Origin of the sequence: Kitasatospora sp. NPDC051702 (genome assembly GCF_040681575.1) — a bacterium.
Taxonomy (GTDB): domain Bacteria; phylum Actinomycetota; class Actinomycetes; order Streptomycetales; family Streptomycetaceae; genus Kitasatospora.
Genome location: NZ_JBFAZB010000065.1, coordinates 1 through 23514, shown reverse-complemented (window position 1 = coordinate 23514; position 23514 = coordinate 1). Strand labels below are relative to the sequence as shown.

Sequence of the window (23514 nt, the reverse complement as noted above, 5' to 3'; positions counted from 1 at the left end):
CGGTGGCTCGTTGATCCGGTGTGACGGATGAGACGGACCGGGGTCAGGCCCCGGTGGTGTGGGCGTTGGCGGTGCGCGAGGCGGCGGACGGGCTGCCGTTCGCCGAGGTGCTGGTGGAGGTCGGCCCCGCGTTGCACGGCGAACTGGTGGAGGCCGCGGTCGACAGCGGGTTCGTGATCGCCGCCGGGGAGCCTCCGGACACCACCGGGCTCGTCGAGGTCGGCGGCGGCCGGGTGGTGCGCCTGGTGCTGGTCGGCGGCCGGTCGGTGTGGGAGCCCGACGCCCGGGTCGAGGTGTCGCCCGGCTGGCTGACGGCGGCCCGCGGCCGGGGGGCCGCCCTGGTCGTCCTGGTGCCGCCGGGCACCTGGCCGCCCGGCCTGATCGAGCTGGAGCCCGAGGAGCGACTCGCCGTCTTCACCGAGCAGCTCGACCGCGAGCGCGCCGCCGGCCGGGTGCTGCACGGGATGGCGCCGGTCCGCTCGGCGTCCTGAGCCGGGCAGCGGGTCCGTCCGTCCGTGGAGGCCCGGCAGTCCCCTGATGTACCGTAAAGCCCGAATGATCCGGAGCCGGGGAGCCAGGGGTGCGAGCACTGTGACCGACGACAGCTCCGACCGGCAGGCCGCGTCCGAGGTCCACGACCGGCTCGGCCACGCCATCAAGCGGGCCGAGCAGGCGCTGATCGGCGAGAAGTCGCGGGTGCTGCGCACCGTCGACCTCACGGTGCCCCAGTACGTCACCCTGCTGCTGCTCCAGCAGTCCTCCGGGATGTCCGGGGCGCAGCTCGCCCGCGAGTGCATGGTCACGCCGCAGACCATGACGACGATCCTGACCAACCTGGAGGCCAAGGGCCTGATCACCCGCGAGGCCTCCAGCATCCACCAGAAGGTGCTGGTGGCCAGGCTCACCCGGTCCGGCCGCACCCTCACGCGGAAGGCGGACGCCCTCGCCCGCGGCGTGGAGCAGCGGCTCTCCGACGCCCTCGACGCCGGGGAGCGCGCCCAGCTGCGCACCCTCCTGGAGCGTTCGACGGCCGCGCTGCGCGGGACGGCCTGAGCGCGAACCCGGCCCGGAGCGCGACCTCTCCGTTCCCGTCCGGCCTCGGGTCCTCCACCGCCGCGTCGGCGGTGATCGGGTGCGGGCGTAGGCTCTCGGACTGATCACCGCCATCGCGAGAGGAAGACATGGGCCAGAAGATCATCCGGTTCTCGGACCTGACCGGCGAGCACGTGGACAACGACGGGGACCTGGTGCGCATCGTGGTGCGCCAGCACCCCGAGCTGGACGGCGGCCCGGTCGAGATCGAGGCGCTGAGCAGTGAGTTGACCGCGGTGGAGGACCTGGCGCTCGACCTGGTGACGATCGAGCTGCACTACCCGGATGCCGACGAGCCGGAGACGGTGGTGCTGGAGGCCGAGGCCTTCGACCGGCTGGCGTCCGCCGCCCCGATGGCCGAGGTGCTGCGCGGTGCCAAGCGGGTGGCGCAGGCCGTTCCGGTCCAGGCGGCGCCGGCCGGATCCAGGGAGCGGGTCAACTACGCCAGCCTGGAGCACGCCGGCCGGCCGCACAAGGGCCGTACCACGGAGGCCGAGAAGCAGCTGGTGCAGGGTCATCTGGACGCGATCAACGAGCGGCTGACGGCCGAGGGCGTCCGGCCGATCGACCTGGGCAACGCCGAGCACGTGGCCAGGTACGGTCTGGAGGCCCTGGCGCAGGAGCGCGGGGCGACGCTCGGCTGACCGGAGGAGCGACGACCCCGGGCCCGGCGCAGCGACGGCTGCGCCGGGCCCGGTCGCGCCGGGGCCGCCTCCGAGTCGTCGGCCGGTGGGCCCCGCGGCCGCTCGGTCTCAGGGGGCGATCTCGAACTCGGGCGGCTGCAGACAGGCCAGGCACTCCGTGTCCGGCGCGGTCGGCGCGTCGAAGAACGAACGGGTGATCGCCTGCGCGCACGGCGAGTCGGCGAAGACCACGTGGGCGACGTAGGGGACGGTGACGGCCGTGGAGCGGCTCAGCGTGCGGGCGGCGTACGGCCCGCTGCTGGGTGCGGTCTGGGCGTCGAAGCCGCCGGACAGGACGAGGGTCGGGATGTCGCTGTGGGTCACGTCCCGGACCGAGGCGGGCGCGGCGGGGACGTCCCAGGCGCGGCAGTCCTCGTGCAGCCAGGGCAGCAGCGGTGCATTGGCCAGCACCGACTCGGGGAACGACGGGAACGCCCGCCGCCCCGCCTCGATCACGTCCTGCTCGGTCTCGAACGGTGTCCACTCGCTGCAGAAGACTCCGTAGGCGAGCCCGTGGGACATCCGCCCGACGGCCTGCGGGCTGAGCTTGCCGCCCGCCCACTGGGTGGCGATCCGCCCCGGGTCGCCGTGGGCCAGCTCGTCGATGGAGCGGGGCACGCCGGCGGCCAGGTGGCTGGCGAAGGTCAGCCAGTTCACCAGGACGCCGCCGTCCAGGGTGACCTCCACCGGGTCCGGGTGGTCCGGGAGCGTGACGGTCGTGGTGACCGGCCGGGCTTCGAGCTCGCGGACCAGGCGCTCGAAGGTGGCCTTCAGCTCCGGGTAACGGTCGTTGCAGGCGGGCTGGTCGGCGCAGGCCCGGAAGATGCCGTCGAAGCCCTCCCGGGCGGCCTTCCAGGTCACGGCTCCCCCGGCCAGCGAGGGCGGCAGGACGCCGTCGATGCCGACCGACCGGAGGCCTTCCGGGTGCAGGCGCTGGTAGAGCAGGGCCAGGTCGGTGCCGTAGGAGATGCCGAAGAGGTTCCACTGCCGGATGCCCAGTGCGAGGCGCAGGTCCGCGTAGTCCTGGGCGCTCTCGGTGCTGTTGTAGGCGCTCAGGTCGGCCCCGAGGCCCACCAGCCGGTCACGGCAGGCGCGCGTCGCGTCGACGTGCAGGCGCCCGGTGGACGGCGCGCCGTAGACGAGGCCGAGCGAGTCCGCGGCGAACCGGTCGACGTTCGGGCAGGTGAGCGCGGGGTCGGCCGAGTAGGTCCCCCGCTGGGACATGAAGATGACGTCCCGGTCCTGGTTCAGTCCGCCGCCGAGCGCCAGCTGGATCTCGGAGTTCGCGTCGTCCCCGGGCCCGCCGGCGAGCCAGACGATCGGGTCGGGGGCCCGTTTCCGCGCGGCCGGCACGATGGCGACGGCGAGGGTGATGGTCCGCCCGTTGTGCCGAGCGCGGTTCTCGGGCACGGTGAGCGTTCCGCAGCGGGCCCCGTCGAGGGCCGGGGTCGGGTCCGCCGTCCGCGGGCAGGGGCCGGGCTCGAAGTGGGCCCGGCCCGCCGTCCGGGCGAGCGTACCGAGCGGTGCGTCGGCGCCGTCCGCGGCCCGGGCGGGCAGCGCGGCGAGGCCCGCGAGGAGCGCGCCGGCGGTGGCCCCGGCCAGCGTGACCCGGATCCGTCGCCGGTCGCGTCGGCGGTGGGGCGGGGGAATCGGCGTCATGCGGTGTCCGTCTCTGGGGTGATGGTGAACGGTGGCGGTGCGAGTCCGGCGACGCACCCGGTGTCCGGTGCGGTCGGAGCCACGAGGAAGGACGCGAGGACGCTCTGCGCGCAGGGCGACTGGGGGACGACGAAGTGGCCGGTCCCGGGGATCAGCACGGTGGTCGAACGGGGCAGCGTCCGGGCCGTGAACGGGCCCCAGCTCGCCCCGGTCTTCGCGTCGAAGCTGCCGGAGACGATCAGGGTCGGCACGTCGCTGCGGGTGGCGACCCGCTGGACCCCGGTGCGGTCCGGGACGTTCCACACGCGGCAGACGTCGTGTTCGAAGGGGAGTTGCGGGGCCTGCGCCAGGACGGTGTCCGGCCAGTCGGGGAAGGCCCGGCGGCCCGCCCGGAGCAGGTCGGCCTCCGAGTGGCCCGGGACCCATTCGGCGCAGGCCACCGACTGCGTCAGGCCGTGGGCGAACTCGCCGATGACGGGCGTCGCTCCGGCGGCCTGGGCGCGGGCGAAGCGCTCCGGGTTCCCGTGGGCGAGTTCGTCGAGCGCCGCGGGGACGTCGACGGCCTTGACCGCGTTGGCGACCAGCAGGTTCACCAGCGCGCCGCCGTCCAGGACGACCTGCACCGGCTCGCCTCCCGCCGGCGGTTGCGCCGTCACCCTCAGCGGGTGCTCCTCCAGCCGCCGGACCTGCCGTGTGAGCGTGTCCGGGAGGTCGGGGTAGCGGCTCCCGCAGCGGGGCTGTGCCGCGCACGCCGCGAGGATCGCGCCGATCCCCTCCCGGGCGCTGTCCCAGGTCCACGGCAGGCTCACCACCTGCGGGGGCACGACGGAGTCGATCGCCACCGAGCGGATCCCCCGGGGGTGCAGCCGCAGGTAGGTGAGGGCCAGTTCGGTGCCGTAGGAGTACCCGTAGACGTTCCACCGCTCGACGCCCAGGGCCGTGCGCAGCGCGGCGAAGTCGGCGGCGTTCTCGGTGGTGTTGTAGGCGCTCAGGTCCACGCCGTCGGCCGTCAGCCGGTCCCGGCACTCGCGGGCCGCCCGGACCAGGAGGCGCCCGGTCGAGGGGGCGTCGTAGCGCAGCCCCACCGCTGTCGCGTTGAACCGGTCGATCTCCGGGCAGGCCAGGTTCGGCTGTGCGTGCAGCGTGCCCCGCTGGGCCATCACGATCAGCTCGCGGTCCCGGTTCACCCCGGAGCCGATCAGGAAGGGGATGCTGCCGAACGCGTCGCCGCCGGGGCCTCCCTCCATGAACACCACCGGGTCCGCGGCCGGCGTCGCCGAGACGGCCGGGACGATCGCGACGGCCAGCCGGAGCGTGCGCCCGCCGCCCCGCTCGCCGGGACCGCCCCGCTCGCCGTGCTGGTGCCGCTCGCGGCTCTCGGGGACCTCCAGGAACCCGCACCGCCCGGGGACCGGCTCGGGCGTCTCGGGGCAGGGGCCCGGTACGAACCGCGCCCGGCCCCCCGTCGCCGGGGACGCCCGGTCGGCGGGCGCGGCGGCGGTGCTCGGCGTCGGGCCGACCGCGACGGCGAGGGCCAGCACGCCGGCGAGGAGCGCCGCCGCGGCGGGCGCGCCCCGGCGACGTCCGCGCGCGGACCGCTGCCCCGGCCACCGCCGTCCGGCCCGGCCGGTCCCGCCGGTTCCGCGCACGGGCGGCGGGTGGTCCGCCGTGATGCCCTGTTCCGTCATGCGATCCCGTCTCTCTGACGCCCCGGCCGCCCGATCGGGGCGGCGCCGGGTGGCTGCGCCCGCCGCCGGGTGGTTCCGGGCGGGCCCTGGCCAGCGTCGGACGCCGGGCGGCCGCCCACCACTCGTGGCCTCCACTCGGAGCAGACCGGCTCCCCCGGCGGCCGCGGCCGCCGGGGGCCCGGGAGGGCCCGGCGCCGGTGCCGCCGGGGCGGGCCGGGTAGGGTCCCGGGCATGCTCCTGTGGATCAACGGGCCCTTCGGCGGAGGCAAGACCCAGACCGCGCACGAGATCCGGCGGCGGCTCCCCGGCAGCGTCGTCTGCGACCCCGAACACGTCGGGTTCGGGCTGCACCGGATGATGCCGCCGGCGCTGCGCGGGGACTTCCAGGACCTCCCGGCCTGGCGGCAGGGTGTCTTCGAGGTCCTGGACCGCGCCCTCACCGGGCACGACGGTGTGGTGATCGTGCCGATGACGGTGGTGGAGCCGTCGTACTTCCGCGAGATCGTCGGCCGGCTGCGGGAGCGGCACCACGACGTCCGGCACTTCGCGTTGCTGGCCGGGCGGGACACCGTCCTGCGACGGCTGCGCGAACGCGGCTTCGGGCAGGCCGTGCGGTTCGTCGCCGGGAAGGACGCTCCGCTGCGCCGGGAGAGCTTCGCCGTGTCGAAGCTCGACCTCTGCCTGGAACGCCTGCGCGAGCCGGAGTTCGCCGAACACCTCTGGACCGACCGCCTCACGATCCGCCAGGTCGCCGATCACGTCGCCGCGTCCTGCGGGCTGGAACTCGCCCCGAACACCGACGGCGCGCTCCGGGGGCGCCTCCGCCGGGCCTGGACGGGCGTGCAGCACATCCGCTTCGACTGAGCCGCGGCCGACGGGCCGGCGCTTCCCGGCCGCCCCCGCTCCGGCGGGCCCGTCAGGACGCTGTGATCCGGCGCACGTTGACGCGGCGGGCCCGCGCGCGGTGCGATGCCGGGAACATCCTCAGGAGGTTCGCATGAGCAGTGCCGGCCGTGAGTCCGTCTCCGTGCGGGCGGAGATCGCCGCCGCGCCGGACGCCGTCTGGGCCGCCGTCGCCGATGTGACGCGCATGGGCGAGTGGAGTCCCGAGTGCACCGGCGCCTCCTGGCGCGGCAGCCCGGCCGCTCCGGTGCCGGGTGCGCGGTTCCGGGGCCACAACCGCAAGGGGGGCATCCGCTGGAACACCGTCTGCCGGGTCGTCGAGGCCGAGCCGGGGCACGCCTTCGCCTGGGACGTCAGCTTCGGGCCGATCCCGGTCGCCCGCTGGGGCTTCCGCCTCACCGGGGGCGACGGGGTGACGGTGGTGGAGCAGTTCTGGCAGGACCGCCGGGACCGGATCAGCGCCTGGACGACGGAGACCGTGCTGCGCACCGGCCACCGCGCGGAGTGGAACCGCCGGACCATGACGGAGACGCTGGCCGCGTTGAAGCGCTCGCTGGAGGCCTAGCGCCGGTCCAGCGGGCGTCCCCGTCAGCTGCCCGGCAGGCCGTGGGCGGGGCGGCGGCGGGCGAGGTGGACGGTGATGTCGGCGGCGATGTCCACCGTGCCGGGCAGCGCGGCCGTGATCGCGGCGTACGCCTGCTCCCGCACCGCCGGCGGCAGCTGGAGGTAGGCCGAGACGGTCGACAGGTGGCCGACGTAGTCCGCGGCGCTCATCGTCAGGCGCCGGGCGACGACCACCTGTCGGACGTCGTGGAAGAGCGGGGAGCGGCGCAGTTCGGTGCCCGGCCACTGCAGCTCCGCCCCCGGGGCGGTGCCGTCGGGGGCGGGCACCTCGTCGTCCGCGAGGAACGGTGCCCGTGCCGCGCGCACGGCCGCCTCGACGGCCTGGTCGGCGAGCTGGACGGGGCCGCCGAAGCAGGCGAACACGCCCGCCGGCTCCAGCAGCGCGGCCACCCGTGACCACCGGCCCTCCGGCCGCGTCCAGTGCAGGGCCGCCGCCGCGTAGACCAGCCCGTGGGCCCCGTCCGGCCGCAGGTCCTCGAAGGCGGCCCGTACGGTCGTGACGTTCCCGGGTACGGCCCTGGCCAGTTCGGCGAGCATGGCGGCGTCGGGGTCGGTGGCCGTGACCGCGACCCCCCGACCGGCGAACAGGCGGGTCGCCTTGCCCGTGCCGGCGCCGATCTCCAGGGCCGTCCGCAACGGCCGGCCCGCGTACGCCGCCACCAGGTCGAAGAGCTCGTCGGGGTATCCCGGCCGGAACCGTTCGTAGGCTTCCGCGACGGCGCCGAAGCTCAGGGCACGAGCAGACATGCCGAGCATCCTGGCACGACCGGGGCGGGGAGCGCTCGCGGTTTTCCGGCGGCCCGGTCCTGCGGTGCCCCGGTCCCCACCGGTCCCGACCGGTCCCCCGGCCGGTGCCGGTCACCCGGTGCCGGTCACCCGGTGTCGGCGGAGCGGGCCGGCGCACCGGGGAAGAGCCGGCCGAGGTGGTAGTGCAGAACGGCCGCGGCGCCCTGCTCCGGCCGCGCCGGGCGCTGGATCGGGTCACGGCGCGGATCCCCGGGGTCCGGGCCGAGATCGTGCCGCGGGCCGGGCACGGGCTCACCCTGGAACGCCCCGACCTGGTGAACGAGCGCCTGCTCTCGTTCATCGACTCCTGCCGGGCACCGGAGACGGCGGCCGGCCAGGCCTGACGAGGAGCGGACGGGAACCGGGGCACCCGGCCCGCCGGCGCCGGCGCGGGCCCTGCGCGGGGAATCCGCATAGGCTGGGCGAGGGCCCCGGGCCCGCGGAGCACGGGCGGGCCGGCCGCGGCCCACGGAGGTGCGGAAGTGGTGCCGGAACAGCGAACGCCGCCAGGGCGCGGCCCCCGAAGCGTGGCGGCGACGACCGTCCGGTGGCTCCCCCGGCCGCCCCGTGCGCGGGCCGCGCACGGGCCCCGGGGCTGACGGGGCACGGCGGCCGTGCACACCGCGGAAGTGCGGATCGAGGTGAACCTCACCGTGCCGAACCACGGCATCGGGCTCTGGATGCTCGGCGCGTTCGTGGCGACCTTCGTCGGCACCCGGGTGATCACCCGGCTGATCCGGGCCGGTCGCGGGCCCTTCCGCGACGTCCAGGTCGGCGGCACCCACGTGCACCACCAGGTGTACGGGATCCTCGCGATGCTGGTGGCCGGTGCGATCGAGTTCGCCTACCGCCCGGACAGCCCGGGGGTGCAGGTCCTCGCGGTGCTGTTCGGCGCGGGCGCCGCGCTCGCGCTGGACGAGTACGCGCTCTGGCTGCACCTGGAGGACGTGTACTGGAGCCGCGAGGGCCGGAAGTCGGTCGACGCCGCCTTCCTGGCGGTGGCCGTCGGGCTGCTGCTGGTCGCCGGGTTCAACCCGTTCTCCGACGCCGGCTCCGGCACCGCGGCCCATCTGACCTTCACCCTGGTGCTGCTGGTCAACGCGCTGATGAGCGCCATCGCGATCCTCAAGGGCAAGACGGCGACGGGCGTGATCGGACTGCTGGTCTCCCCCGTCGCCATGGTCGCCTGCCTGCGGCTGGCCAAGCCCGCCTCGCCGTGGGCCCGCTGGCGCTACCCGGAGGGCTCGCGCCGGGCCGAACGCGCCCTTCGCCGCTTCCCGCCGGGGCGCCGCACCCGGATCGACGCCCTCAAGGACTTCGTCGGCGGCGTGCCCCGGAGCTGACGCCCGCCCCGGGGGCTCGTGGGCTCGCGGGCGTGCGGGCCCCTGCCTCAGCCGAGGAAGCGGTGCAGGGAGTCCGCCATGGCCCGGACGAGCCGGTCCGTGGTCGCGTCGTCGACGCGGTCCAGGGACAGGTAGGGGTTGAGGTCCTCCAGCTCCACCAGGAGCAGCCCGCCGTCCGGGGCCCGGCAGGCGTCCACCCGCTGGATCCCGTGGTCGAGGGTGTTCCACGCGACGAAGCGCCGCGCGAAGGCCAGGTCGGCCTCGCTCGGCCGGTAGGGCTCCAGCACCCAGCGCCGGTGCGGATCGGGTGCGTACAGCGCGTACTGGAAGGCGTCGTCGACGAAGTAGAACGAGACCTCGTAGCGGAAGTCGATCCGGGGCTGGACCAGGACGTCCGTCCAGTCGATCCCGGCGAGCTCCGCGCGCGGGTGGAAGGCGAGGCCGATGCTGTCCGCGCCGGCCTTGGGCTTGACCGCGTAGGCGGCGCTGTCGGGCAGCCGGTCCAGGTCCCCGGGCCGGTCGACGGTCGGGATGACGGGGTGGCCGGCCTCGGTGAGGTCCAGCAGGTACTGCTTCCCCGCCATGTCCGCGCGCCCGGTCAGCGGGTTGTAGACCCGGACGCCGTCCGCGAGGGCCTGCTCGCGGAAGCGCGCGTACTCGTCCCGGTAGTGCAGCACCGGCCCGCTGTTGCGGACCACCACGGCGTCGAAGCCCGTCATCAGGGCGCGGGCGTCCAGCGGGTGGCACAGCGCGAGGTCGAACTCGGACCGGAGCCGGGAGGTCAGCAGGATGTCCTCGTCGCAGTAGCGCCGGCCGCGGGCCTGGTAGGCCAGGTCGGTCACGTACAGGAGGCTGGGCCGGTCGGGCACGGGAGTTCTCCCCTCGCTGGCTGGTACGGGGGCGAATGTACCGGCCCGCCCGGACGCCGCCGCACCCGGGCCTCCGTCCTGGTCGCCGTGGTCGCCCTGATCGCGCTGGTCGCCGTGGGTCCCCGGCCCGGCGGCCCGGGCGCCCTGACGGCCGTGTCCGGCGGGCGGGGGCACCCGGGCCGGGGCAGGGTGGGACGGATCACGGATCGCACCCCCTGAGCGCCCGCGCGGCGCCGCGCGGCGACCGCCGCCACCGCCCTGGCACGACCCGCGGAGGTACCCGGATGGACCGTCCGACCGGCACCCACCAGGAGCTGGCCGGTTTCCTGACCCGGCTGACGGAGGTCCTGCTCGGCGTCAGCGGGGAGGGCGCCGAGCAGGTCGAGCGGACGGTGCGCCGGGCCGCCCGCGACTGCGGGGGCAGCGCCGCCCTGCTGGTGGTGCCGGACGGCGCCACCGTCACGGTGACCTCGCACGGGCGGACCACGACGGCGGGGGTGCGGGCGTTCCCCGAGGTGTTCCGCCTCGACCGGGTGGTCGCCCTCGGCCCCCTGCTGGCCGAGGTCTCGGCCGGGCGGATCGGCGCGGCCGAGGCGGACCGGCGGCTCGCCGCGATCGCCGACGCCCCGCAGCCCTACCCGTGGTGGCTGCGGATGCTGGGCATCGTGCTGTTCTCCGTCGGCTTCGCCCCGCTGATGCAGGCCACCTGGTACGAGGTGTGGACGACGGCGGTGCTCGCCACGGTCAGCGCCGGGCTGGCCGTGGGGGCCGAGCGCGTGCCACGGCTGGCCGTCCTGCTGCCGCCGGTCGCGGCGGTGGCGGTCTCGGTGATCGCCCTGGAGGCCTTCGCCGACACCCCCGCCCACGGCGGGCCGGTCCTGCTGATGCTGCCTGCGCTGTTCTACTTCGTCCCCGGCGACTACCTGAGTGCCGCGGCCGCGGAGCTGGCCGCCGGGTACCTGACCACCGGCGCGATCCGGCTGGTCTACGCGGTGTTCCTGCTGCTGCAGCTGTACGTCGGGGTGCTGCTCGGGCTCGTCTTCACGGGGACGCCGCGGCACTCGCTGTTCGACGTCGCGGCCCACGGCGACCTGCCGCGGTGGATGCTGTTCCTGAGCTGGGTGGTCTTCACCGTCGGCACGGTGCTCTCCTTCGCGGTGCCCTGGCGGCTGCTGCCGGCGCTGCTGGTGCTGGTCTACCTGACCGTCGGCGTGCAGACCGTCGGCACCTGGCTGTTCGGCGAGTTCGGCGGGACCTTCGTCGCGGCCGTGGCGCTCGGGGCCGCCGCCGGCCTGCTCAGTCGCCGGCCGGGCATGCCGCCCCGGCTCGTCCTGGCGCTGCCGGGGTTCTTCACCCTCACCGTCGGCTCGCTGGGGCTGCGCGGGCTGACGGACCTGGCGGGCGGGCACCCGATCGAGGGCTTCCGGGACATCACGAAGCTGGTCACCATCCTGACCGTGATCGCCGTGGGTCTGCTGGCGGGCGCCGTCATCGCCGAGCTCCCGTCCGGCCGGTCGTCCGCGCCGCCCGCCGGCCCGTCCCCCGCCCCCTCCGCGGGCACGCCGGCGGCCGCGCCCGCACCGCCGGCCGCGGAACCGCCCGACCACCGGTCCGGCCCCTGGTGACCGGCCCCGGGACCCGGCTGGACCTGGGGCCCCCGTTCACGACAGAATGGTCTAGACCTCCTTGTCGTTTTCAGAAACGGTGGACCCGTATGGAAATCGTGATCGTCCCTGACGCCACTGCGGCCGGCGAACTCATCGCCACGGCGATCACCGATCTGCTGTCGCGCAAACCCGACGCCCTGCTCGGCGTGGCGACCGGATCCACCCCGCTGCCGATCTACCAGGCCCTCGCCGCACGCGTCGGCGACGGCCGGCTGGACGCCTCCCGTGCCCGCGTCTGCCAGCTCGACGAGTACGTCGGCCTGCCCGCCGGCCACCCCGAGTCCTACCGCTCGGTCGTGCTGCGCGAGGTCGTCGAACCGCTGGGCCTGACCGAGGCCTCCTTCCTCGGCCCGGACGGCAACGCCGAGGACATCGCCACCGCCGCCACCGCCTACGACCGGGCCCTCGCCCAGGCCGGCGGCGTCGACCTCCAGCTGCTCGGCATCGGCACCGACGGCCACATCGGCTTCAACGAGCCCTGCTCCTCGCTGGCCTCCCGCACCCGGATCAAGACCCTCACCCGGCAGACCCGCGAGGACAACGCCCGCTTCTTCGACAGCATCGACGACGTGCCGCACCACGTCATCACCCAGGGCATCGGCACCATCCTGGAGGCCCGCCACCTCGTCCTGCTCGCCACCGGCGAGGCCAAGGCCGAGGCCGTCGCGCTGGCCGTCGAGGGCCCCCTCGCCGCGGCCGTCCCCGCCTCGGCCCTCCAGCTGCACCCGCACGCCACCGTCGTGGTCGACGAGGCCGCCGCCTCCGGCCTCAAGCTGGCCGGCTACTTCCGCGACACCTACGCCGCCAAGCCGGCCTGGCAGGGGCTGTAGGGCCGGTCCCTCCACGGCCCGCGCCGCGGGCGACCGCGGCCGTCGTGCCACGCCACGCCACGCCGCCGGGACCGACCCGTCCCGGCGGCGTTCGCGTTCCCGGCGAGCTTTCGTGTTCCCGGCGGCGTCCGCGTTCCCGATGAGCCTTCGCGTTCCCGGCCGCCCGCACGCTCCCCGGCACCCGCCGGGCCCGGGGACGGCCGCGGCGTCACCCGGCGGGCGCCGGGAGCGTCACCCGGCCGTCCACTCCGCGTTGGCCCCGCACAGCACCACGCACGGCCGGCGCCCCGGCACGAGCCCCGCCAGCCAGGCCGCGAAGCCCGCCGCCCCGGCCGGCTCGACCGCGATCCGGCACTCCTCCCACAGCCGGTCCCGCGCCGCCACCAGCTGATCGTCCCCGACCAGCACGGACCGCACCCCCGCCCCGGACAGCACCCCGAAGGCCAGGTCGCCCACCCGGGTGGCACCCAGCGCCGAGGCCGCCACCGACTCCACCGACGAGTCCACCGGCCCGCCCGCCGCGAGCGCGTCATGGAGGCACCGGCAGCCCTCGGGCTCCACCGCCACCACCGTCCGACCACCGGCGCCCAGCACCGTCCCTGCCGCGAGGCCGCCCCCGCCCGCGGCGACCACGATCGCGTCGACCTCGGGGGCCTGCGCCACCACCTCGGCGGCCAGCGTCCCCTGCCCGGCGATCACGATCGGGTCCTCGTAGGCGTGCAGGAAGCGGTGCCCGGCCCGGTCCGCCGCCTCCCGGGCCGCCACCGCGGCCTCCGCGAACCTGGCGCCGTGCCGCACCAGGCGCGCACCCGCCGCCTCGATCCGCGAGGTCTTCGCGACGGGCGCGGACTCCGGCACGTACACGGTGGCGGGCACGCCCAGCAGCCGCGCCGCCTCGGCCACCGCCAGACCGTGGTTGCCGCCCGAGGCCGCCACCACCGGGCCGGCCGCCCCGGCCTCCAGCACCGCGTTGACGGCGCCGCGGAACTTGAAGGAGCCACTGCGCTGCAGGTGCTCCAGCTTCAGCAGGACCCGCCGGCCGTCCAGCTCCAGGTCGAGCAGCGGGGTCCGGCGGGCGTAGGGGCCGATCCGCTCGGCGGCACGGGCGACGGCGGCGGGAGAGAGCGTCTGCGTCGGGTTCATGCCCTCATGATCGGCGGCGCCGAGCCATCAGCACCAGCGAGGATTCCTTGCCGGCCGTTAGCCGCGCTTACGGTGGGCGGCATGGAACGGGAACTGGACGTCCAACGGCTGCGCATCCTCGTCGAGGTGGCGCACTCCGGCTCGATCGCCGAGGCCGCCCGCCGGCTCGCCTTCACCCCATCGGCGCTGTCCCAGCAGATCGCCAAACTGGAGAAGGACCTCGACGTCCGGCTCCTGGAACGCCGTGCCACCGGCGTCGTCCTCACCCCGGTCGGCGCCCTCGTCCTGGCCCAGGCCGAACGGGTCGTCGGCGAGCTGCGCCGGGCGCGCGCCGAGATCGGCGCCGTCATCGCCGAGCAACCGCTGCGGCTGGCCCTGGGAGCGTTCGCCACCGCCGGTCAGGTCCTCGTCCCCTCCGCCCTCGCCGCACTGCGCGACCGGCACCCCCGGGCCGAACTCTCCCTCGTCGACATCGAACCGCCCGGCGGCTACGGGCTGGTGACGTCCGGTGACCTCGACGCGCTGATCACCCACCGCTACCATCCCGGCGTGCCCGCGGCGCCGCACCCGGGCCTCGAGCGGCACAAGCTGCTCGACGACCCGCTGCGTCTGGTCGTCCCGGCTGGTCACCCGCTCGCCGACCGGCCGGCGCACCGGCCCGTCGGCCTGCGCGAGCTCGCCGGTGAGTCCTGGATCTCCGGCGCCCCGGGGATCCCCAACCGGGTCTGCCTGGAGGGCCTGTCCCGGCAGGCCGAGGTCGGGGTGCGCGTCGCGTACGAGTCCGCGGACTACCACGCCATCCTCGCGCTGATCACCGCGGGGCTCGGCGTCGCCCTCGTCCCGTCCAGTGTCCTGACCAGGACGGACCGGTCCCGGCTCGCCCTGCACCGGCTGGCCGGCTGCGCGCCGGCCCGCGAGATCTCGATCGTCCACCAGCGCCGCCCGACGACCCTCGTCCGCGAGCTGATCGCCTTCCTGCACACGGCCGCCCGGCAGACCGCGGCCGAGGGCGGGTAGCGCGTGCCCGGTGGGACCCGGCGCCCTGGCAGGATCCGCCGGACCGGCCCGAGGCCCGCGGCCTGACGCCGTGTCCGGCCCGGGGTCAGGCGCCAGCCGCGTCGCGCGGACCCGCCCCCCGGTGCTCCTCCCGGCCCCGCTCCGGACCGCTCGCCGTCCGGCGGCTCGCCGCCCCCACGGCCCACTGCCCGTCAGCGGTCATCACGACCTCGGCGAGCGTCCACGGGCGCCCCGCGCTGCGGAGCTTGCGCTCCAGCCCGGCCAAGTCCCGGCTTCTGGCAGCCACCTTCATCGTCGTCCCCCGTCGAGTCGTTCACAGTTCTGCAGCGCACACCCTACGTCCACCACCCGCACCACCACCGCCCCGATTCCCGCCAAACGCCGCCCGCCACCCGGGCACCACCCACCTGCGGGGCAGCGGCGCAAGACTAACCGCCGCCACCGACAAGGGAGTTCCGCACGGCGCAGGGCGCCTCCGTCACAGCCTGGGAGCGCACGCCGGGGGCTCAGCCGCACAACGCCCGCCCCGCACGCACGACCCGCGGCACGGCGTTCGCGGCCCGGCGGCGGGCCCGGCCGTACGATCACCCGGGCGGGAGAGGTGCGTCACACCCCCGTCCGTCACCCCGGCACCCAGGAGGCCCAAGCCATGCTGATCTACTCGATGGGCGTCTCGGTGGACGGCTTCATCGCCGACCGCGAGGGCGCGTTCGCCTGGACGATCCCGAGCGACGAGCAGTTCCGCTTCCACCTCGGGCAGGTCCGCGAGCTCGGCGGGTTCCTCTGCGGCCGCAAGCTCTACGAGACCATGCTGCCCTGGGAGACGGATCCGTCGATGCGCGGCGACGAGCTCCACGCCGCGTTCGCCGACGCCTGGTCCGCCGTCCCCAAGGTCGTCTTCAGCCGCACCCTGGACACCGTCCGGGGCAACGCCCGGCTCGCCCGGGCCCCGCTGACCGAGGAGGCCGCTGCGGCACAGGGCGCGACCGACCTCGACCTCGCGGTCGGCGGTGCGGGCCTGGCCGCCGCGGCGGTCGAACTCGGCCTCGTCGACGAACTGCGGATCCTCCGCCATCCGGTCGTCGTCGGCGGCGGCACCCCCTTCCTGCCGCCCGTCACCGAGCAGATCCGGCTGGAGCTGGTCGAGACCGGCGTCTTCGCCTCCCGCGTGGTCTACGAGCGCTACCGCCGCGCCCGGGACTGAGCCGTCCGGACCTCCCTGGTGACGTCCCGTCGGCCCCCTTCGCCCGAGGGGGATTCCACGCAAGGGGACGGCGGGGATCGCTGCGTGTCGAGGCCGCGATGCGCAGCCGTACGCGGCGCGGGCCGAGCCGGACAGCCGCGGTGACCGCACGGTCGGCCGTCCTGCAGCACTCACCCCGGCGCAGCAGGACCGCCGGTCAGCGCAGCAGGACGGCCAGCAGCTCCGCGATGGTCGGGCCCGCATCGGCCGGGTGCCGCAGCTGCTTGCCCGCGATCACCTCGTAGTGGTTGGCGCGGCCGCGACGCTCGTGCGTGAGGTAGCCGGCCTCTTCGAGGTCGACGATGATCCGCTGCACCGCCCGCTCGGTGAGCAGGCAGCGGGTGGCGATGTCGCGCACCCGGATGCCCGGGTCCCGGGCGATCTGCACCAGCACGCGGGCGTGGTTGGTGAGGAAGGTCCACCCCGAGACCGGGTGCTGGTCGCTCATCGCTTCAGGATATGGCTGGATCCGCACGCCGCTCAGCCCCCTGAGCTGATCAGCGCAGGCCGGCGGCCTCGGAGCGCTCACGCAGCGCGGCGTCGACGCCCCGCAGGAAGTGTTCGAGGTCGTCGGGGTTGCGGGAAGTGACCAGCCGCCAGCCGTTCGCGTCGTCCTGGACCAGGGGCTCGTCGGCCCAGGTCGCACCGGCGTTGGCGAGGTCGGTGCGCAGCGACGGGAAGGACGTGAGGCGCTTGCCGTACGCGACTCCGGCCTCGGCCAGCAACCACGGTCCGTGGCAGATGGCGGCGACGGGCCGGCCGGCGGTGGTGAAGGCGAGCACGGTGTCGACGGCGGACTGGCGGAGCCTGAGGGCGTCCGCGTTGAGGGTGCCGCCGGGGATGAGCAGCAGGTCGTAGCCGGTGGGGTCGACCTCGTCGAGGGTGTGGGTCGGGTCGACGGTCTCTCCCGGTTCCTTGTCGCGGACGAGGGTTCGGATGGGGTCCCGCTCGGGGGCGGCGATGTCGACCTGCACTCCCTGTTCGCGCAGGTGGCGTACGGGGACGAGGAGTTCGTCCTGTTCGACGCCGTCGTTCATGACGATGGCCAGGGCCTTGGCGTGATGGGTCATCTCTCCTCCTGCGTCGGCTGGGATCGGTGCAGGGTCGGGGCAGCCGGGCTGCCTGTCGGGTCGGGGCGCGAACGCCCCCGGGTGGTCGGACCGGCCGGGTCAGACCAGGGTTCGATGCGGAGCGGGCGCCCCAGGAAGAGGGTGCTGGTGACGGTGCGCACGTCGCCGTGGCCGTCGACCTCGGCCCGGACGACGCCGGAGTCGTCCACGTACACCTCGGTGCCCTGACTGCCCGTCGCCCCGGTGGCGGTGAGCAGGATCTCCTGGTGCGGGTCGGTGGCGATGAGACGGTAGTGCCTGGCGTTCCTCATGGCTCGTCGTCCTTCCCGTCGTGACTCGTCGTTCTCACGGCTCCGTCGTTCGGCGGTCCGTCGTGACCGTCGTTCTCGCGGTGACGGCCCACCGGATCACGGCTCGCCGTCGTCCTCTTCGGGCGCCCCCTGTTCGCCGTAGGTCTCCCGCCACTCCCGGGCGCGGGCGTTGTGCCATTCCACGCCCTGCGACGCCTCCTGCACGGAGAGACCACTGAGCCGGGCGACCAGGCTGAGCGGTACGGGCTCGTCGTAGTCGGCGATCGCCCGGCAGACCTTCCCCGCCCACTGCTCCGCGGGGACGAACGGGCGGACCCGGTAGTGCTCGATCAGGGTGGCCAGGTGCTCCACGGAGCAGGCCAGCAGGACCCGTTTGCCGTCCAGGGCCGGGTCGGTGGCGTGCAGCGCCGAGGAGTCCGGCACCAGCGCGCCGAGCAGGTCGGAGTTGGCGACGGCCTGTCCGCAGTGGTCGCACAGGTCGAGCCCGTCCGCGTCGTCGCCGGTGGTCCAGTCGTCCGCCGGGGGTCCGGTGTCCTCCATGTCGGGCGCCTACCCCGGGGGGCCGAAGACATTCCGGCCGGGGTGGCGGACCGGGCCCGACCGGGAGGCAGGCGACCGGTCACCGCAGCACGGGCGGCGGCGGGCGGAAGCCCGGGCGGCTCCGGCCCCACGGGGAGGGACCGGAGCCGCCCGGACGGCGGAAGGGCGGGTTCAGCTCGGGCTGATCCGCCCCCGCCAGCCGCCCTCGGCCCGGCCGCGCTCCTCCATGAAGTCCTTGAACCGCACCAGGTCCCCCTTCACCCTGCGGTCGACCATGCCCATGGCGTCGCCAGCCCTCTCGACCATCCCGGTGGGCTGGAAGTCGATGGCCATGTTGACGCGGGTGTGCGAGTCGTCGAGCCGCTGGAAGGTCACGACGCCCTTCTGCCGGACGTCGCCGTCCATGGTGCGCCAGGCGATCCGCTCGTCGGGCAGCTGGTCGACGATCTCGGTGTCGAACTCCCGGGTGACGCCGCCGATGCTGGTCCGCCAGTGGTTGTGGCGCTCGTCCAACTGGGTCACCGACTCGACGCCCTCCATGAACCGCGGGAACTCCTCGAACTGGGTCCACTGGTTGTACGCGGCGTGCAGGGGGACGCCGACGTCGACGGATTCCTTCACCATGCTCATCTGAAGCCTCCTCGCGTCGTGCAACCGGGCGCTTCCCGGCCGATCGCGCGTCTGCCCGGTCGCCGCCCGCGTAACCATCGCGCCGGGCCCGGCCGCACGGAAGCCGTTCCCCCGGACCGGTCACGGACCGGGCCCGTCCGCGCCCGCGGGGAGCAGCCGGCCGTCCGCGGCGAGGCGGCGGACCACGGTGTCGAGGTCCGTTCCCAGCCGCTGGGCCGCCCGGGCGAGCAGGGTCAGTGCGGTGTGCGCCGAGACCCCGAAGCGCTCCATGGTGATGCCGAGGGCCAGACCGGTGGCGTGCCGCCGGTCGAGCAGGTCGGCGACCGTGCGGGTCAGGGCGGAGCGGTCCAGCGCGGCCGACGCCTGCAGGGCGAGGACGGTGACCAGGGCCGCCGCCGGTGTGCCGGGCTGTACCGGAGTGCGCAGGTACGCGCTGAAGGCGGTGCACCCGTGCGGCAGGGTGCGCAGGTGCTCCGTCGCCACGGCGCGCACGCCGCAACGCCTGGCCCGGTCGGCGAACCGGCCGGGGCGGCCCGGGTCGAGGTGGACCACGACCTGCCCCTCCCCCTGGCCGCGGATCCTTGCGAGCGGCCCGGTGCCCGCCTCGCCCTGGATCCGCTCGAGGGCCAGCAGCTGTGGGGAGCTCGCCGCGAGGGTCTCGACGGAACCGTCGTCGGACCAGGTGCTCACGGCGGCGCCGACGCAGTCCGGGAGGACCACTCTGGTCAGCTGGACGACGTCGTGCAGGCTCGGCCGGTGCCGTCCGCGCTCGCGGCCGGCGAGCTCCTCCAGTTCGGCCAGCAGCGGACCGGTCGCCCGGTCCGCGACCGCCACGACCGGCTGCACCGCGGCCGCCGCCGCGGCGCGGAGGGCCGGGTCCAGCAGGGTCCGGGCCCGGGCGACCGCGCGGGCCGGGTCGGTCTCACCGGTGTAGATGCCGATCGTGTAGCAGACGTCGCGCAGCCGCTGCCGGGCCTCGGCGGACGGCAGCGCGGACAGGGCGTCGTACTCCGCGACCAGCCGGGCGAGCGCGGCGACATCCACCATGGGCATGAGGACCTCCGACGTGTTCGGACAGTATGCAGCCGCTCACGCCGGGGAGCCACGCCCCCGGCCGTGGGCCGCGGCCGGGTCAGTGGCCGAACAGGTGCCGTCTGCGGGCCTCCTTGCGCGGCGCGACGGGAATGGCTTCGGCTCGGCCGCCCTGCTCGTCGGCCGGGCTCCCCGGGACGGTCAGCGATTCGTCCTGCTCCGCACCGGCCCGGTCCTCGCCGTCGCGCGCCTCACCGACCCGCTCCTCACCGACCCGCGACCGTCGGGCCGGACGCTGCGGATCGGCCTCGCGGTGGACGGTGCCGCCCGCAGCCACCGGCGCCGGGCGCCGGACCCGCCGACCCGCCCCCATCAGAGCCAGGCCGAGGCAGAAGAGCAGCGCGAGGGCGACGCCGGACAGGAAGATCGCCAGGCTGTTCAGCGTCACCAGGTCGTGGCCGAGGACCGTCACCTGGTATTCGGGGCCTCCGGAGAGGTTGTCCGCGATCAGCAGCCCGATGAAGGCGCCGGACGCCGCGAACAGCAGAAATCCCAGCAGAAACATGGAGTTCCCCTTCCGTCCCGGTACCGGACGTCCCGCTACCACCGCGCGCCTACCCGACGGCCCGGATTTCTAGCGCCGCCCCCGGTCCCTGCATATCTCGCCCGAACACGGAAAGACGCCGGGTCCGAGGTGCCCGCGCCCGAGCGGGCACGCGTCCGAGCGTCGACCGGCACACTCGTCGGGAACAGGAGCAGAGGTCATGGGACACGGCGGCAACGTGGTCAACGAGCTGATGACGGACCACCGCGAGGTGGAGGAGATGTTCGCCCGGCTCCAGGCGCTTCCGGTGGGCGACGAACGGCGCCGCGAGGTCGCCGACCAGGTCACCATCGAGCTGGTCCGGCATTCGGTGGCGGAGGAGCAGTACCTGTACCCGGCGGTGCGCGAGCACGTCCCCGGCGGGGACGCGATCGCGGACCGCGAGGTGGCCGACCACGAGCGGGTGGAGAAGCTCCTCAAGGAGCTGGAGGGCGTGGACTGCGGCGACGTGCGCTTCGACGTGGTGGTCGACCGCCTCGTCGCCGAGGTGACGGCCCACATCCAGGACGAGGAGCGCAACCTCTTCCCCGCCCTGGCGGACGCCTGCCCGCCCGGGGCGCTCGACGAACTCGGGGACCAGGTGCGCCGGGCGAAGAAGCTCGCCCCCACCCGGCCCCACCCGAACGCCCCGGACAACAAGCTGCTGGCCGCCGGCACCGGCCTGGTGGACCGCGCCCGCGACCTCGTCACCGGCCGCGGCAAGTCCTCCTGAGCGACCCCGGCCCCGCCGGTCACCGGTCGGGCCGCGGCTCCGGCCCGCCCCGCCGTTGCGGGGCGGGCCGGGGTGGCGGAGCATCCTGACCATGGCCACTGACGAGGAGCAGGTCCGGGCACTGGTGGAGCGCTGGGCGGCGGCCGTGCACGCGGGCGACCTGGACGGCGTCGTGGCCGACCACGCGGCGGACGTGGTGATGTTCGACGTGCCCCCGCCGTACGAGGGGGTGCGCGGCATCGACGCCTACCGGGACAGCTGGCCGCCGTTCTTCGAGTGGCAGGCCCGGGGCGCCGTCTTCGAGATCGAGTCGCTGCAGGTCACCGCCGGGTCGGAGGTGGCGTTCGCGTTCGCCCTGCTGCGCTGCGGGACGCCGCAGGACCTCGCGGACCGCCCCGCGCAGCGCCTGCGGCTGACCGTCGGCCTGCGCAAGGACGCGGGGCGCTGGGTGGTCACCCACGAGCACCACTCGTTCCCGGACCCGGGCGACGCGGACTGACCGCGCCGGGCGGCGGGCCGACCGTGCGGGCCGGCGGGCGAACGCCCGCGGGCCGACCGTGCGGGCCAGCGGGTGAACGCCCGCGGGCCGACCGTGCGGGCCAGCGGGTGAACGCCCGGCGGATCAAGCCGCCGGGCGTTCACCCGCTCGGGCCCCCGTCGGCCCCGTGGGGCTCACTCCTCCGCCTCCGGCGGGTCGTCCGTCCAGCCGTCGGCGTCCTGGTCCTCCAGCTGTTCGCGCAGCCCCGCCAGGGTCGCCGAGAGCAGCCGGGAGACGTGCATCTGGGAGACGCCGATCCGCTCGGCGATCTGGGACTGCGTCCAGCCGTCCCAGAACCGCAGTTTGAGCACGGTCTGCTCGCGCTCCGGCAGGTGTTCGAGGAGCGGGCGCACGGCGGTGCGGAAGTCGGCGAGCTCGATGCCCGGGTCGCAGGCGCCCAGGCGGTCGAGCAGAGCGCTCCCGCTCTCGTCGGTGTCCTGGTCGCGCAATGCGTCCAGCGAGTTGGGCCGGTACACCCGGCCGGCCACCAGACCCTCGGTGGCCTCCTCGACCGTGAGGTGCAGGTCCTCGGCGATCTCCTCCGGTCGCGGCAGCCTACCGAGCTCCTGCTCCAGCCGGTCCGAGCCGCGGGACACGGTGAGGTACAGCTCCTGCATGCTGCGGGGCACCCGCACCGGCCAGGAGGTGTCCCGGAAGAACCGTTTGATCTCGCCCGCGATGGTGGGGATGGCGTAGGTGACGAACTCGACGCCACGCTGCGGGTCGTACCCGTCGACGGCCTTGATCAGGCCGATCGTCCCGACCTGGAGGATGTCGTCCATGTCCTCGGGGCGGTGCCGGAACCGGGCCGCGATGAAGCGGACCAGCGGCATGTTGAGCTCGATGATCGTGCCGCGGACGTAGCTGTACGCGTGCGTCTCACGGGCGAGACCGGCCAGGCGCTCGAACAGCGCGTCGCTGAGCTCGCGCGCCTCGGACTTGCCCATCACCCGCAGCTCGGCCTCGGTGGGCTTCGGCGGAAGGTCGGCGGGCAGGCCGGAGGACTCGACGGGGTCGACGGGCCCGGCGGGATCCCGGCCGGTGGGACTGGCGGTATCGAGGGGAGTGATCACTTGAATCTCCTGGGCATCGGGGTCAACGCCCGGACGACGCCGGCGAGCTCTCGCTCGCGCATCGCGGGCTTCTTCCCCCCAGGACCCGTGCCCGGCTTCTTCAAGCGAAGGTCCCGGTGGCACCCGGTTCGGTGCTGGTCGGCGGGTCTCTGCCGATCCGCCGCACGGTTGTTCTACCCGACATGCGACATTGAATTCACGATTCGGCCGGTTTGTTTCGATTTGCCCGGGTAGGCGTGCCCGGGCAACGACCGCGAAGCCGAGAGGAGTGCCGGTCATGCCCCGAGGATCCAGCCCCAAGCGGGAGCGCCAGTACGAGCACATCAAGGAGAGTGCGCTCGACCGCGGCGAGAGTGAGGACCGGGCCGAGGAGATCGCCGCCCGGACGGTCAACAAGGAACGCGCACGGCACGGCGAGTCGAAGACCGCGAGCCGCAGCTCCACCCACGACATCTCGTCCGGCCGCCGCGGTGGGCTGCGCTCGCACCAGGGCGCCCAGGGCCCGACCTACGACCAGCTGTACAACGAGGCCAGGCAGCGCAACATCAAGGGCCGTTCGAAGATGAACAAGCGCGAGCTGGCGCACGCGCTCGGCCGCTGACCGCACCCCCACCCCGCCGCCGGACGGAGACATCGCCATGACCATCCCGACGCCACCTGACCCGGACACCGAGCCGTTCCCGCACCCCAACCCCGCACCCCGGCCGGGCGAGGGCCCCGATCCGGTGCCCCCGCCGGTGCCGCCGTTTCCGGATCCCGATCCGGCGCCGCCCCCGGCGCCGCATCCCGGGCAGCGGTGACGGTCCACTGCACGTAGGGCCCGGAGGGCGTCCGCGTGGAGCGCACGGAAGGTGTCAGTACCGCCCCCGGTAGACGTGCCCGTCGAGCGGGGGCGAGACCTCCAGCCAGACCGCCTTGCCCCGGCCCTCGGGCACCGAGCCCCAGGCCCGGGCGAGCCGGTCCACCACGCGCAGGCCGTGCCCGCCAGGCCGTCCCGGCTCCGCGAACGGACGCGGCCGGGGCGGCAGCGGGCTGTCGTCGACCACCTCGACCCGCAGGCGGATACCGTCCCAGGACAACCGCAGCTCCCGCGGGCCACCGGGAGCGTACAGGCAGGCGTTGGTGACCAGCTCCGAGACCATCAGCAGGACGTCCTCGACGACGGCCCGCCGCTCCTCCCCAGCGGCGGTGCCGGAGTCGTAGGTGCCGGACCAGTGCCAGGCCCGCAGCGCCTCGAGGCTGAAGGCACGGCTGCACCGCACCGCACCCACGCTGGTGGCGAACGCGAGGCGCCTCGTCTCGTCGACCCCCGCCAGCGGCGGCGGTCTCACATAGCCGTTCACGGCTCCACCTTCCCGTCTCGGAAGCTCCTATAGATCGTCAAGCGGTCTGTGGGAGCGATTCAGTGGTTTGGATCGTGCGGGGTAGGTGGCGGTAGATCTCGCGGGCGACGAATC

General features: G+C 75.0%; 28 protein-coding genes. 14 read left to right on the top strand and 14 right to left on the bottom strand.

What is annotated here, in order from left to right; translation table 11 throughout:
• The first annotated feature begins 20 nt into the window (after window positions 1-20).
• The 3 genes from AB0N04_RS35330 (at window position 21) to AB0N04_RS35320 (ending at window position 1736) form a co-directional block, all read left to right on the top strand.
• A complete protein-coding gene (locus AB0N04_RS35330) occupies window positions 21-491 on the top strand; it encodes a hypothetical protein (RefSeq protein ID WP_360219340.1) in 471 nt (156 codons plus the stop codon).
• A gap of 100 nt (window positions 492-591) precedes the next feature.
• Entirely contained in the window at window positions 592-1053 is a 462-nt protein-coding gene (locus tag AB0N04_RS35325; protein ID WP_360219343.1) for a MarR family transcriptional regulator, read from the top strand.
• A gap of 128 nt (window positions 1054-1181) precedes the next feature.
• Complete coding sequence (locus tag AB0N04_RS35320) at window positions 1182-1736, top strand: hypothetical protein (protein ID WP_360219346.1); 555 nt, start codon at window positions 1182-1184, stop codon at window positions 1734-1736.
• 108 nt (window positions 1737-1844) lie between these two features.
• Here AB0N04_RS35320 and AB0N04_RS35315 read toward each other — a convergent pair whose 3' ends face one another.
• Both AB0N04_RS35315 and AB0N04_RS35310 read right to left on the bottom strand, forming a co-directional pair.
• Window positions 1845-3434 (bottom strand): alpha/beta fold hydrolase, encoded by a 1590-nt coding sequence (locus AB0N04_RS35315; protein ID WP_360219349.1) that lies wholly within the window; start codon window positions 3432-3434, stop codon window positions 1845-1847.
• A complete protein-coding gene (locus AB0N04_RS35310; protein ID WP_360219352.1) occupies window positions 3431-5122 on the bottom strand; it encodes an alpha/beta fold hydrolase in 1692 nt (563 codons plus the stop codon). The genes AB0N04_RS35315 and AB0N04_RS35310 overlap by 4 nt, the downstream gene beginning before the upstream one ends.
• A gap of 231 nt (window positions 5123-5353) precedes the next feature.
• On the opposite strand from AB0N04_RS35310, the gene AB0N04_RS35305 reads away from it, so the two are divergent.
• Both AB0N04_RS35305 and AB0N04_RS35300 read left to right on the top strand, forming a co-directional pair.
• Window positions 5354-5986: an AAA family ATPase gene (locus tag AB0N04_RS35305; RefSeq protein WP_360219355.1), complete on the top strand. Its 633-nt coding sequence runs from the start codon at window positions 5354-5356 to the stop codon at window positions 5984-5986.
• Between the two features lie 133 nt (window positions 5987-6119).
• Window positions 6120-6590 carry an SRPBCC family protein gene (locus tag AB0N04_RS35300; RefSeq protein WP_360219358.1) on the top strand — a complete coding sequence of 157 codons (471 nt, stop codon included), beginning with the start codon at window positions 6120-6122 and terminating at the stop codon, window positions 6588-6590.
• A gap of 23 nt (window positions 6591-6613) precedes the next feature.
• Here the strand turns inward: AB0N04_RS35300 and AB0N04_RS35295 are convergent, their stop codons facing one another.
• Complete coding sequence (locus AB0N04_RS35295) at window positions 6614-7396, bottom strand: methyltransferase domain-containing protein (protein WP_360219361.1); 783 nt, start codon at window positions 7394-7396, stop codon at window positions 6614-6616.
• Between the two features lie 176 nt (window positions 7397-7572).
• Between AB0N04_RS35295 and AB0N04_RS35290 the strand changes: the two genes are divergently transcribed.
• Window positions 7573-7779 carry an alpha/beta hydrolase gene (locus tag AB0N04_RS35290; protein WP_360219364.1) on the top strand — a complete coding sequence of 69 codons (207 nt, stop codon included), beginning with the start codon at window positions 7573-7575 and terminating at the stop codon, window positions 7777-7779.
• A 270-nt stretch (window positions 7780-8049) separates the two neighbouring features.
• Entirely contained in the window at window positions 8050-8778 is a 729-nt protein-coding gene (locus tag AB0N04_RS35285; RefSeq protein WP_360219367.1) for a hypothetical protein, read from the top strand.
• Between the two features lie 47 nt (window positions 8779-8825).
• Here AB0N04_RS35285 and AB0N04_RS35280 read toward each other — a convergent pair whose 3' ends face one another.
• Window positions 8826-9647 carry a hypothetical protein gene (locus AB0N04_RS35280; protein WP_360219370.1) on the bottom strand — a complete coding sequence of 274 codons (822 nt, stop codon included), beginning with the start codon at window positions 9645-9647 and terminating at the stop codon, window positions 8826-8828.
• A 284-nt stretch (window positions 9648-9931) separates the two neighbouring features.
• Between AB0N04_RS35280 and AB0N04_RS35275 the strand changes: the two genes are divergently transcribed.
• Window positions 9932-11272: a threonine/serine exporter family protein gene (locus AB0N04_RS35275; RefSeq protein WP_360219377.1), complete on the top strand. Its 1341-nt coding sequence runs from the start codon at window positions 9932-9934 to the stop codon at window positions 11270-11272.
• 89 nt (window positions 11273-11361) lie between these two features.
• Window positions 11362-12144 (top strand): glucosamine-6-phosphate deaminase, encoded by a 783-nt coding sequence (locus AB0N04_RS35270; protein WP_360219380.1) that lies wholly within the window; start codon window positions 11362-11364, stop codon window positions 12142-12144.
• 231 nt (window positions 12145-12375) lie between these two features.
• Here the strand turns inward: AB0N04_RS35270 and AB0N04_RS35265 are convergent, their stop codons facing one another.
• Window positions 12376-13287, bottom strand: coding sequence for a serine/threonine dehydratase (locus tag AB0N04_RS35265; protein WP_360219383.1), 912 nt, complete (start codon window positions 13285-13287; stop codon window positions 12376-12378).
• Between the two features lie 81 nt (window positions 13288-13368).
• Here AB0N04_RS35265 and AB0N04_RS35260 point away from each other — a divergent pair, with 81 nt between their 5' ends.
• Both AB0N04_RS35260 and AB0N04_RS35255 read left to right on the top strand, forming a co-directional pair.
• The gene (locus AB0N04_RS35260) at window positions 13369-14304 is read left to right on the top strand and encodes a LysR substrate-binding domain-containing protein (protein ID WP_360219386.1); all 936 of its coding nucleotides are present in this window, start codon (window positions 13369-13371) and stop codon (window positions 14302-14304) included.
• Between the two features lie 649 nt (window positions 14305-14953).
• Window positions 14954-15508 carry a dihydrofolate reductase family protein gene (locus AB0N04_RS35255; protein WP_360219389.1) on the top strand — a complete coding sequence of 185 codons (555 nt, stop codon included), beginning with the start codon at window positions 14954-14956 and terminating at the stop codon, window positions 15506-15508.
• Window positions 15509-15704: 196 nt separating this feature from the next.
• On the opposite strand, the gene AB0N04_RS35250 is transcribed toward AB0N04_RS35255, so the two are convergent.
• The 7 genes from AB0N04_RS35250 to AB0N04_RS35220 all read right to left on the bottom strand — a co-directional run bounded on the left by AB0N04_RS35250 (window position 15705) and on the right by AB0N04_RS35220 (window position 19695).
• Window positions 15705-15995: a helix-turn-helix domain-containing protein gene (locus AB0N04_RS35250; RefSeq protein ID WP_360219392.1), complete on the bottom strand. Its 291-nt coding sequence runs from the start codon at window positions 15993-15995 to the stop codon at window positions 15705-15707.
• Between the two features lie 49 nt (window positions 15996-16044).
• Window positions 16045-16617 carry a type 1 glutamine amidotransferase domain-containing protein gene (locus AB0N04_RS35245; protein WP_360219395.1) on the bottom strand — a complete coding sequence of 191 codons (573 nt, stop codon included), beginning with the start codon at window positions 16615-16617 and terminating at the stop codon, window positions 16045-16047.
• Complete coding sequence (locus AB0N04_RS35240; protein WP_360219398.1) at window positions 16614-16928, bottom strand: DUF6296 family protein; 315 nt, start codon at window positions 16926-16928, stop codon at window positions 16614-16616. The genes AB0N04_RS35245 and AB0N04_RS35240 overlap by 4 nt, the downstream gene beginning before the upstream one ends.
• Before the next feature lie 96 nt (window positions 16929-17024).
• Window positions 17025-17468 carry a hypothetical protein gene (locus AB0N04_RS35235; protein WP_360219401.1) on the bottom strand — a complete coding sequence of 148 codons (444 nt, stop codon included), beginning with the start codon at window positions 17466-17468 and terminating at the stop codon, window positions 17025-17027.
• Window positions 17469-17639: 171 nt separating this feature from the next.
• A complete protein-coding gene (locus AB0N04_RS35230) occupies window positions 17640-18098 on the bottom strand; it encodes an SRPBCC family protein (RefSeq protein WP_360219404.1) in 459 nt (152 codons plus the stop codon).
• Window positions 18099-18218: 120 nt separating this feature from the next.
• Complete coding sequence (locus tag AB0N04_RS35225; protein ID WP_360219407.1) at window positions 18219-19151, bottom strand: DUF5133 domain-containing protein; 933 nt, start codon at window positions 19149-19151, stop codon at window positions 18219-18221.
• A 79-nt stretch (window positions 19152-19230) separates the two neighbouring features.
• Window positions 19231-19695 (bottom strand): hypothetical protein, encoded by a 465-nt coding sequence (locus AB0N04_RS35220; RefSeq protein WP_360219409.1) that lies wholly within the window; start codon window positions 19693-19695, stop codon window positions 19231-19233.
• 199 nt (window positions 19696-19894) lie between these two features.
• On the opposite strand from AB0N04_RS35220, the gene AB0N04_RS35215 reads away from it, so the two are divergent.
• Window positions 19895-20446 (top strand): hemerythrin domain-containing protein, encoded by a 552-nt coding sequence (locus AB0N04_RS35215; protein ID WP_360219412.1) that lies wholly within the window; start codon window positions 19895-19897, stop codon window positions 20444-20446.
• A gap of 91 nt (window positions 20447-20537) precedes the next feature.
• A complete protein-coding gene (locus AB0N04_RS35210) occupies window positions 20538-20945 on the top strand; it encodes an SgcJ/EcaC family oxidoreductase (protein WP_360223412.1) in 408 nt (135 codons plus the stop codon).
• Between the two features lie 173 nt (window positions 20946-21118).
• Here AB0N04_RS35210 and AB0N04_RS35205 read toward each other — a convergent pair whose 3' ends face one another.
• Entirely contained in the window at window positions 21119-22057 is a 939-nt protein-coding gene (locus AB0N04_RS35205) for a SigB/SigF/SigG family RNA polymerase sigma factor (RefSeq protein ID WP_360223415.1), read from the bottom strand.
• 277 nt (window positions 22058-22334) lie between these two features.
• Between AB0N04_RS35205 and AB0N04_RS35200 the strand changes: the two genes are divergently transcribed.
• Window positions 22335-22658, top strand: a complete 324-nt coding sequence (locus tag AB0N04_RS35200) for a plasmid stabilization protein (RefSeq protein WP_360223418.1) — start codon at window positions 22335-22337, stop codon at window positions 22656-22658.
• 253 nt (window positions 22659-22911) lie between these two features.
• Here the strand turns inward: AB0N04_RS35200 and AB0N04_RS35195 are convergent, their stop codons facing one another.
• Window positions 22912-23400: an ATP-binding protein gene (locus AB0N04_RS35195; RefSeq protein ID WP_360223421.1), complete on the bottom strand. Its 489-nt coding sequence runs from the start codon at window positions 23398-23400 to the stop codon at window positions 22912-22914.
• Window positions 23401-23514 lie beyond the last annotated feature (114 nt).

What these genes read in the sequence shown, in the direction of transcription:
- AB0N04_RS35320 (WP_360219346.1), top strand. Translation starts at nt 1,182, where the DNA reads ATGGGCCAGAAGATCATCCGGTTCTCGGACCTGACCGGCGAGCACGTG.
- AB0N04_RS35315 (WP_360219349.1), bottom strand. Translation starts at nt 3,434, where the DNA reads ATGACGCCGATTCCCCCGCCCCACCGCCGACGCGACCGGCGACGGATC.
- AB0N04_RS35310 (WP_360219352.1), bottom strand. Translation starts at nt 5,122, where the DNA reads ATGACGGAACAGGGCATCACGGCGGACCACCCGCCGCCCGTGCGCGGA.
- AB0N04_RS35305 (WP_360219355.1), top strand. Translation starts at nt 5,354, where the DNA reads ATGCTCCTGTGGATCAACGGGCCCTTCGGCGGAGGCAAGACCCAGACC.
- AB0N04_RS35300 (WP_360219358.1), top strand. Translation starts at nt 6,120, where the DNA reads ATGAGCAGTGCCGGCCGTGAGTCCGTCTCCGTGCGGGCGGAGATCGCC.
- AB0N04_RS35295 (WP_360219361.1), bottom strand. Translation starts at nt 7,396, where the DNA reads ATGTCTGCTCGTGCCCTGAGCTTCGGCGCCGTCGCGGAAGCCTACGAA.
- AB0N04_RS35275 (WP_360219377.1), top strand. Translation starts at nt 9,932, where the DNA reads ATGGACCGTCCGACCGGCACCCACCAGGAGCTGGCCGGTTTCCTGACC.
- AB0N04_RS35270 (WP_360219380.1), top strand. Translation starts at nt 11,362, where the DNA reads ATGGAAATCGTGATCGTCCCTGACGCCACTGCGGCCGGCGAACTCATC.
- AB0N04_RS35265 (WP_360219383.1), bottom strand. Translation starts at nt 13,287, where the DNA reads ATGAACCCGACGCAGACGCTCTCTCCCGCCGCCGTCGCCCGTGCCGCC.
- AB0N04_RS35260 (WP_360219386.1), top strand. Translation starts at nt 13,369, where the DNA reads ATGGAACGGGAACTGGACGTCCAACGGCTGCGCATCCTCGTCGAGGTG.
- AB0N04_RS35255 (WP_360219389.1), top strand. Translation starts at nt 14,954, where the DNA reads ATGCTGATCTACTCGATGGGCGTCTCGGTGGACGGCTTCATCGCCGAC.
- AB0N04_RS35250 (WP_360219392.1), bottom strand. Translation starts at nt 15,995, where the DNA reads ATGAGCGACCAGCACCCGGTCTCGGGGTGGACCTTCCTCACCAACCAC.
- AB0N04_RS35245 (WP_360219395.1), bottom strand. Translation starts at nt 16,617, where the DNA reads ATGACCCATCACGCCAAGGCCCTGGCCATCGTCATGAACGACGGCGTC.
- AB0N04_RS35240 (WP_360219398.1), bottom strand. Translation starts at nt 16,928, where the DNA reads ATGAGGAACGCCAGGCACTACCGTCTCATCGCCACCGACCCGCACCAG.
- AB0N04_RS35235 (WP_360219401.1), bottom strand. Translation starts at nt 17,468, where the DNA reads ATGGAGGACACCGGACCCCCGGCGGACGACTGGACCACCGGCGACGAC.
- AB0N04_RS35230 (WP_360219404.1), bottom strand. Translation starts at nt 18,098, where the DNA reads ATGAGCATGGTGAAGGAATCCGTCGACGTCGGCGTCCCCCTGCACGCC.
- AB0N04_RS35225 (WP_360219407.1), bottom strand. Translation starts at nt 19,151, where the DNA reads ATGCCCATGGTGGATGTCGCCGCGCTCGCCCGGCTGGTCGCGGAGTAC.
- AB0N04_RS35220 (WP_360219409.1), bottom strand. Translation starts at nt 19,695, where the DNA reads ATGTTTCTGCTGGGATTTCTGCTGTTCGCGGCGTCCGGCGCCTTCATC.
- AB0N04_RS35215 (WP_360219412.1), top strand. Translation starts at nt 19,895, where the DNA reads ATGGGACACGGCGGCAACGTGGTCAACGAGCTGATGACGGACCACCGC.
- AB0N04_RS35210 (WP_360223412.1), top strand. Translation starts at nt 20,538, where the DNA reads ATGGCCACTGACGAGGAGCAGGTCCGGGCACTGGTGGAGCGCTGGGCG.
- AB0N04_RS35200 (WP_360223418.1), top strand. Translation starts at nt 22,335, where the DNA reads ATGCCCCGAGGATCCAGCCCCAAGCGGGAGCGCCAGTACGAGCACATC.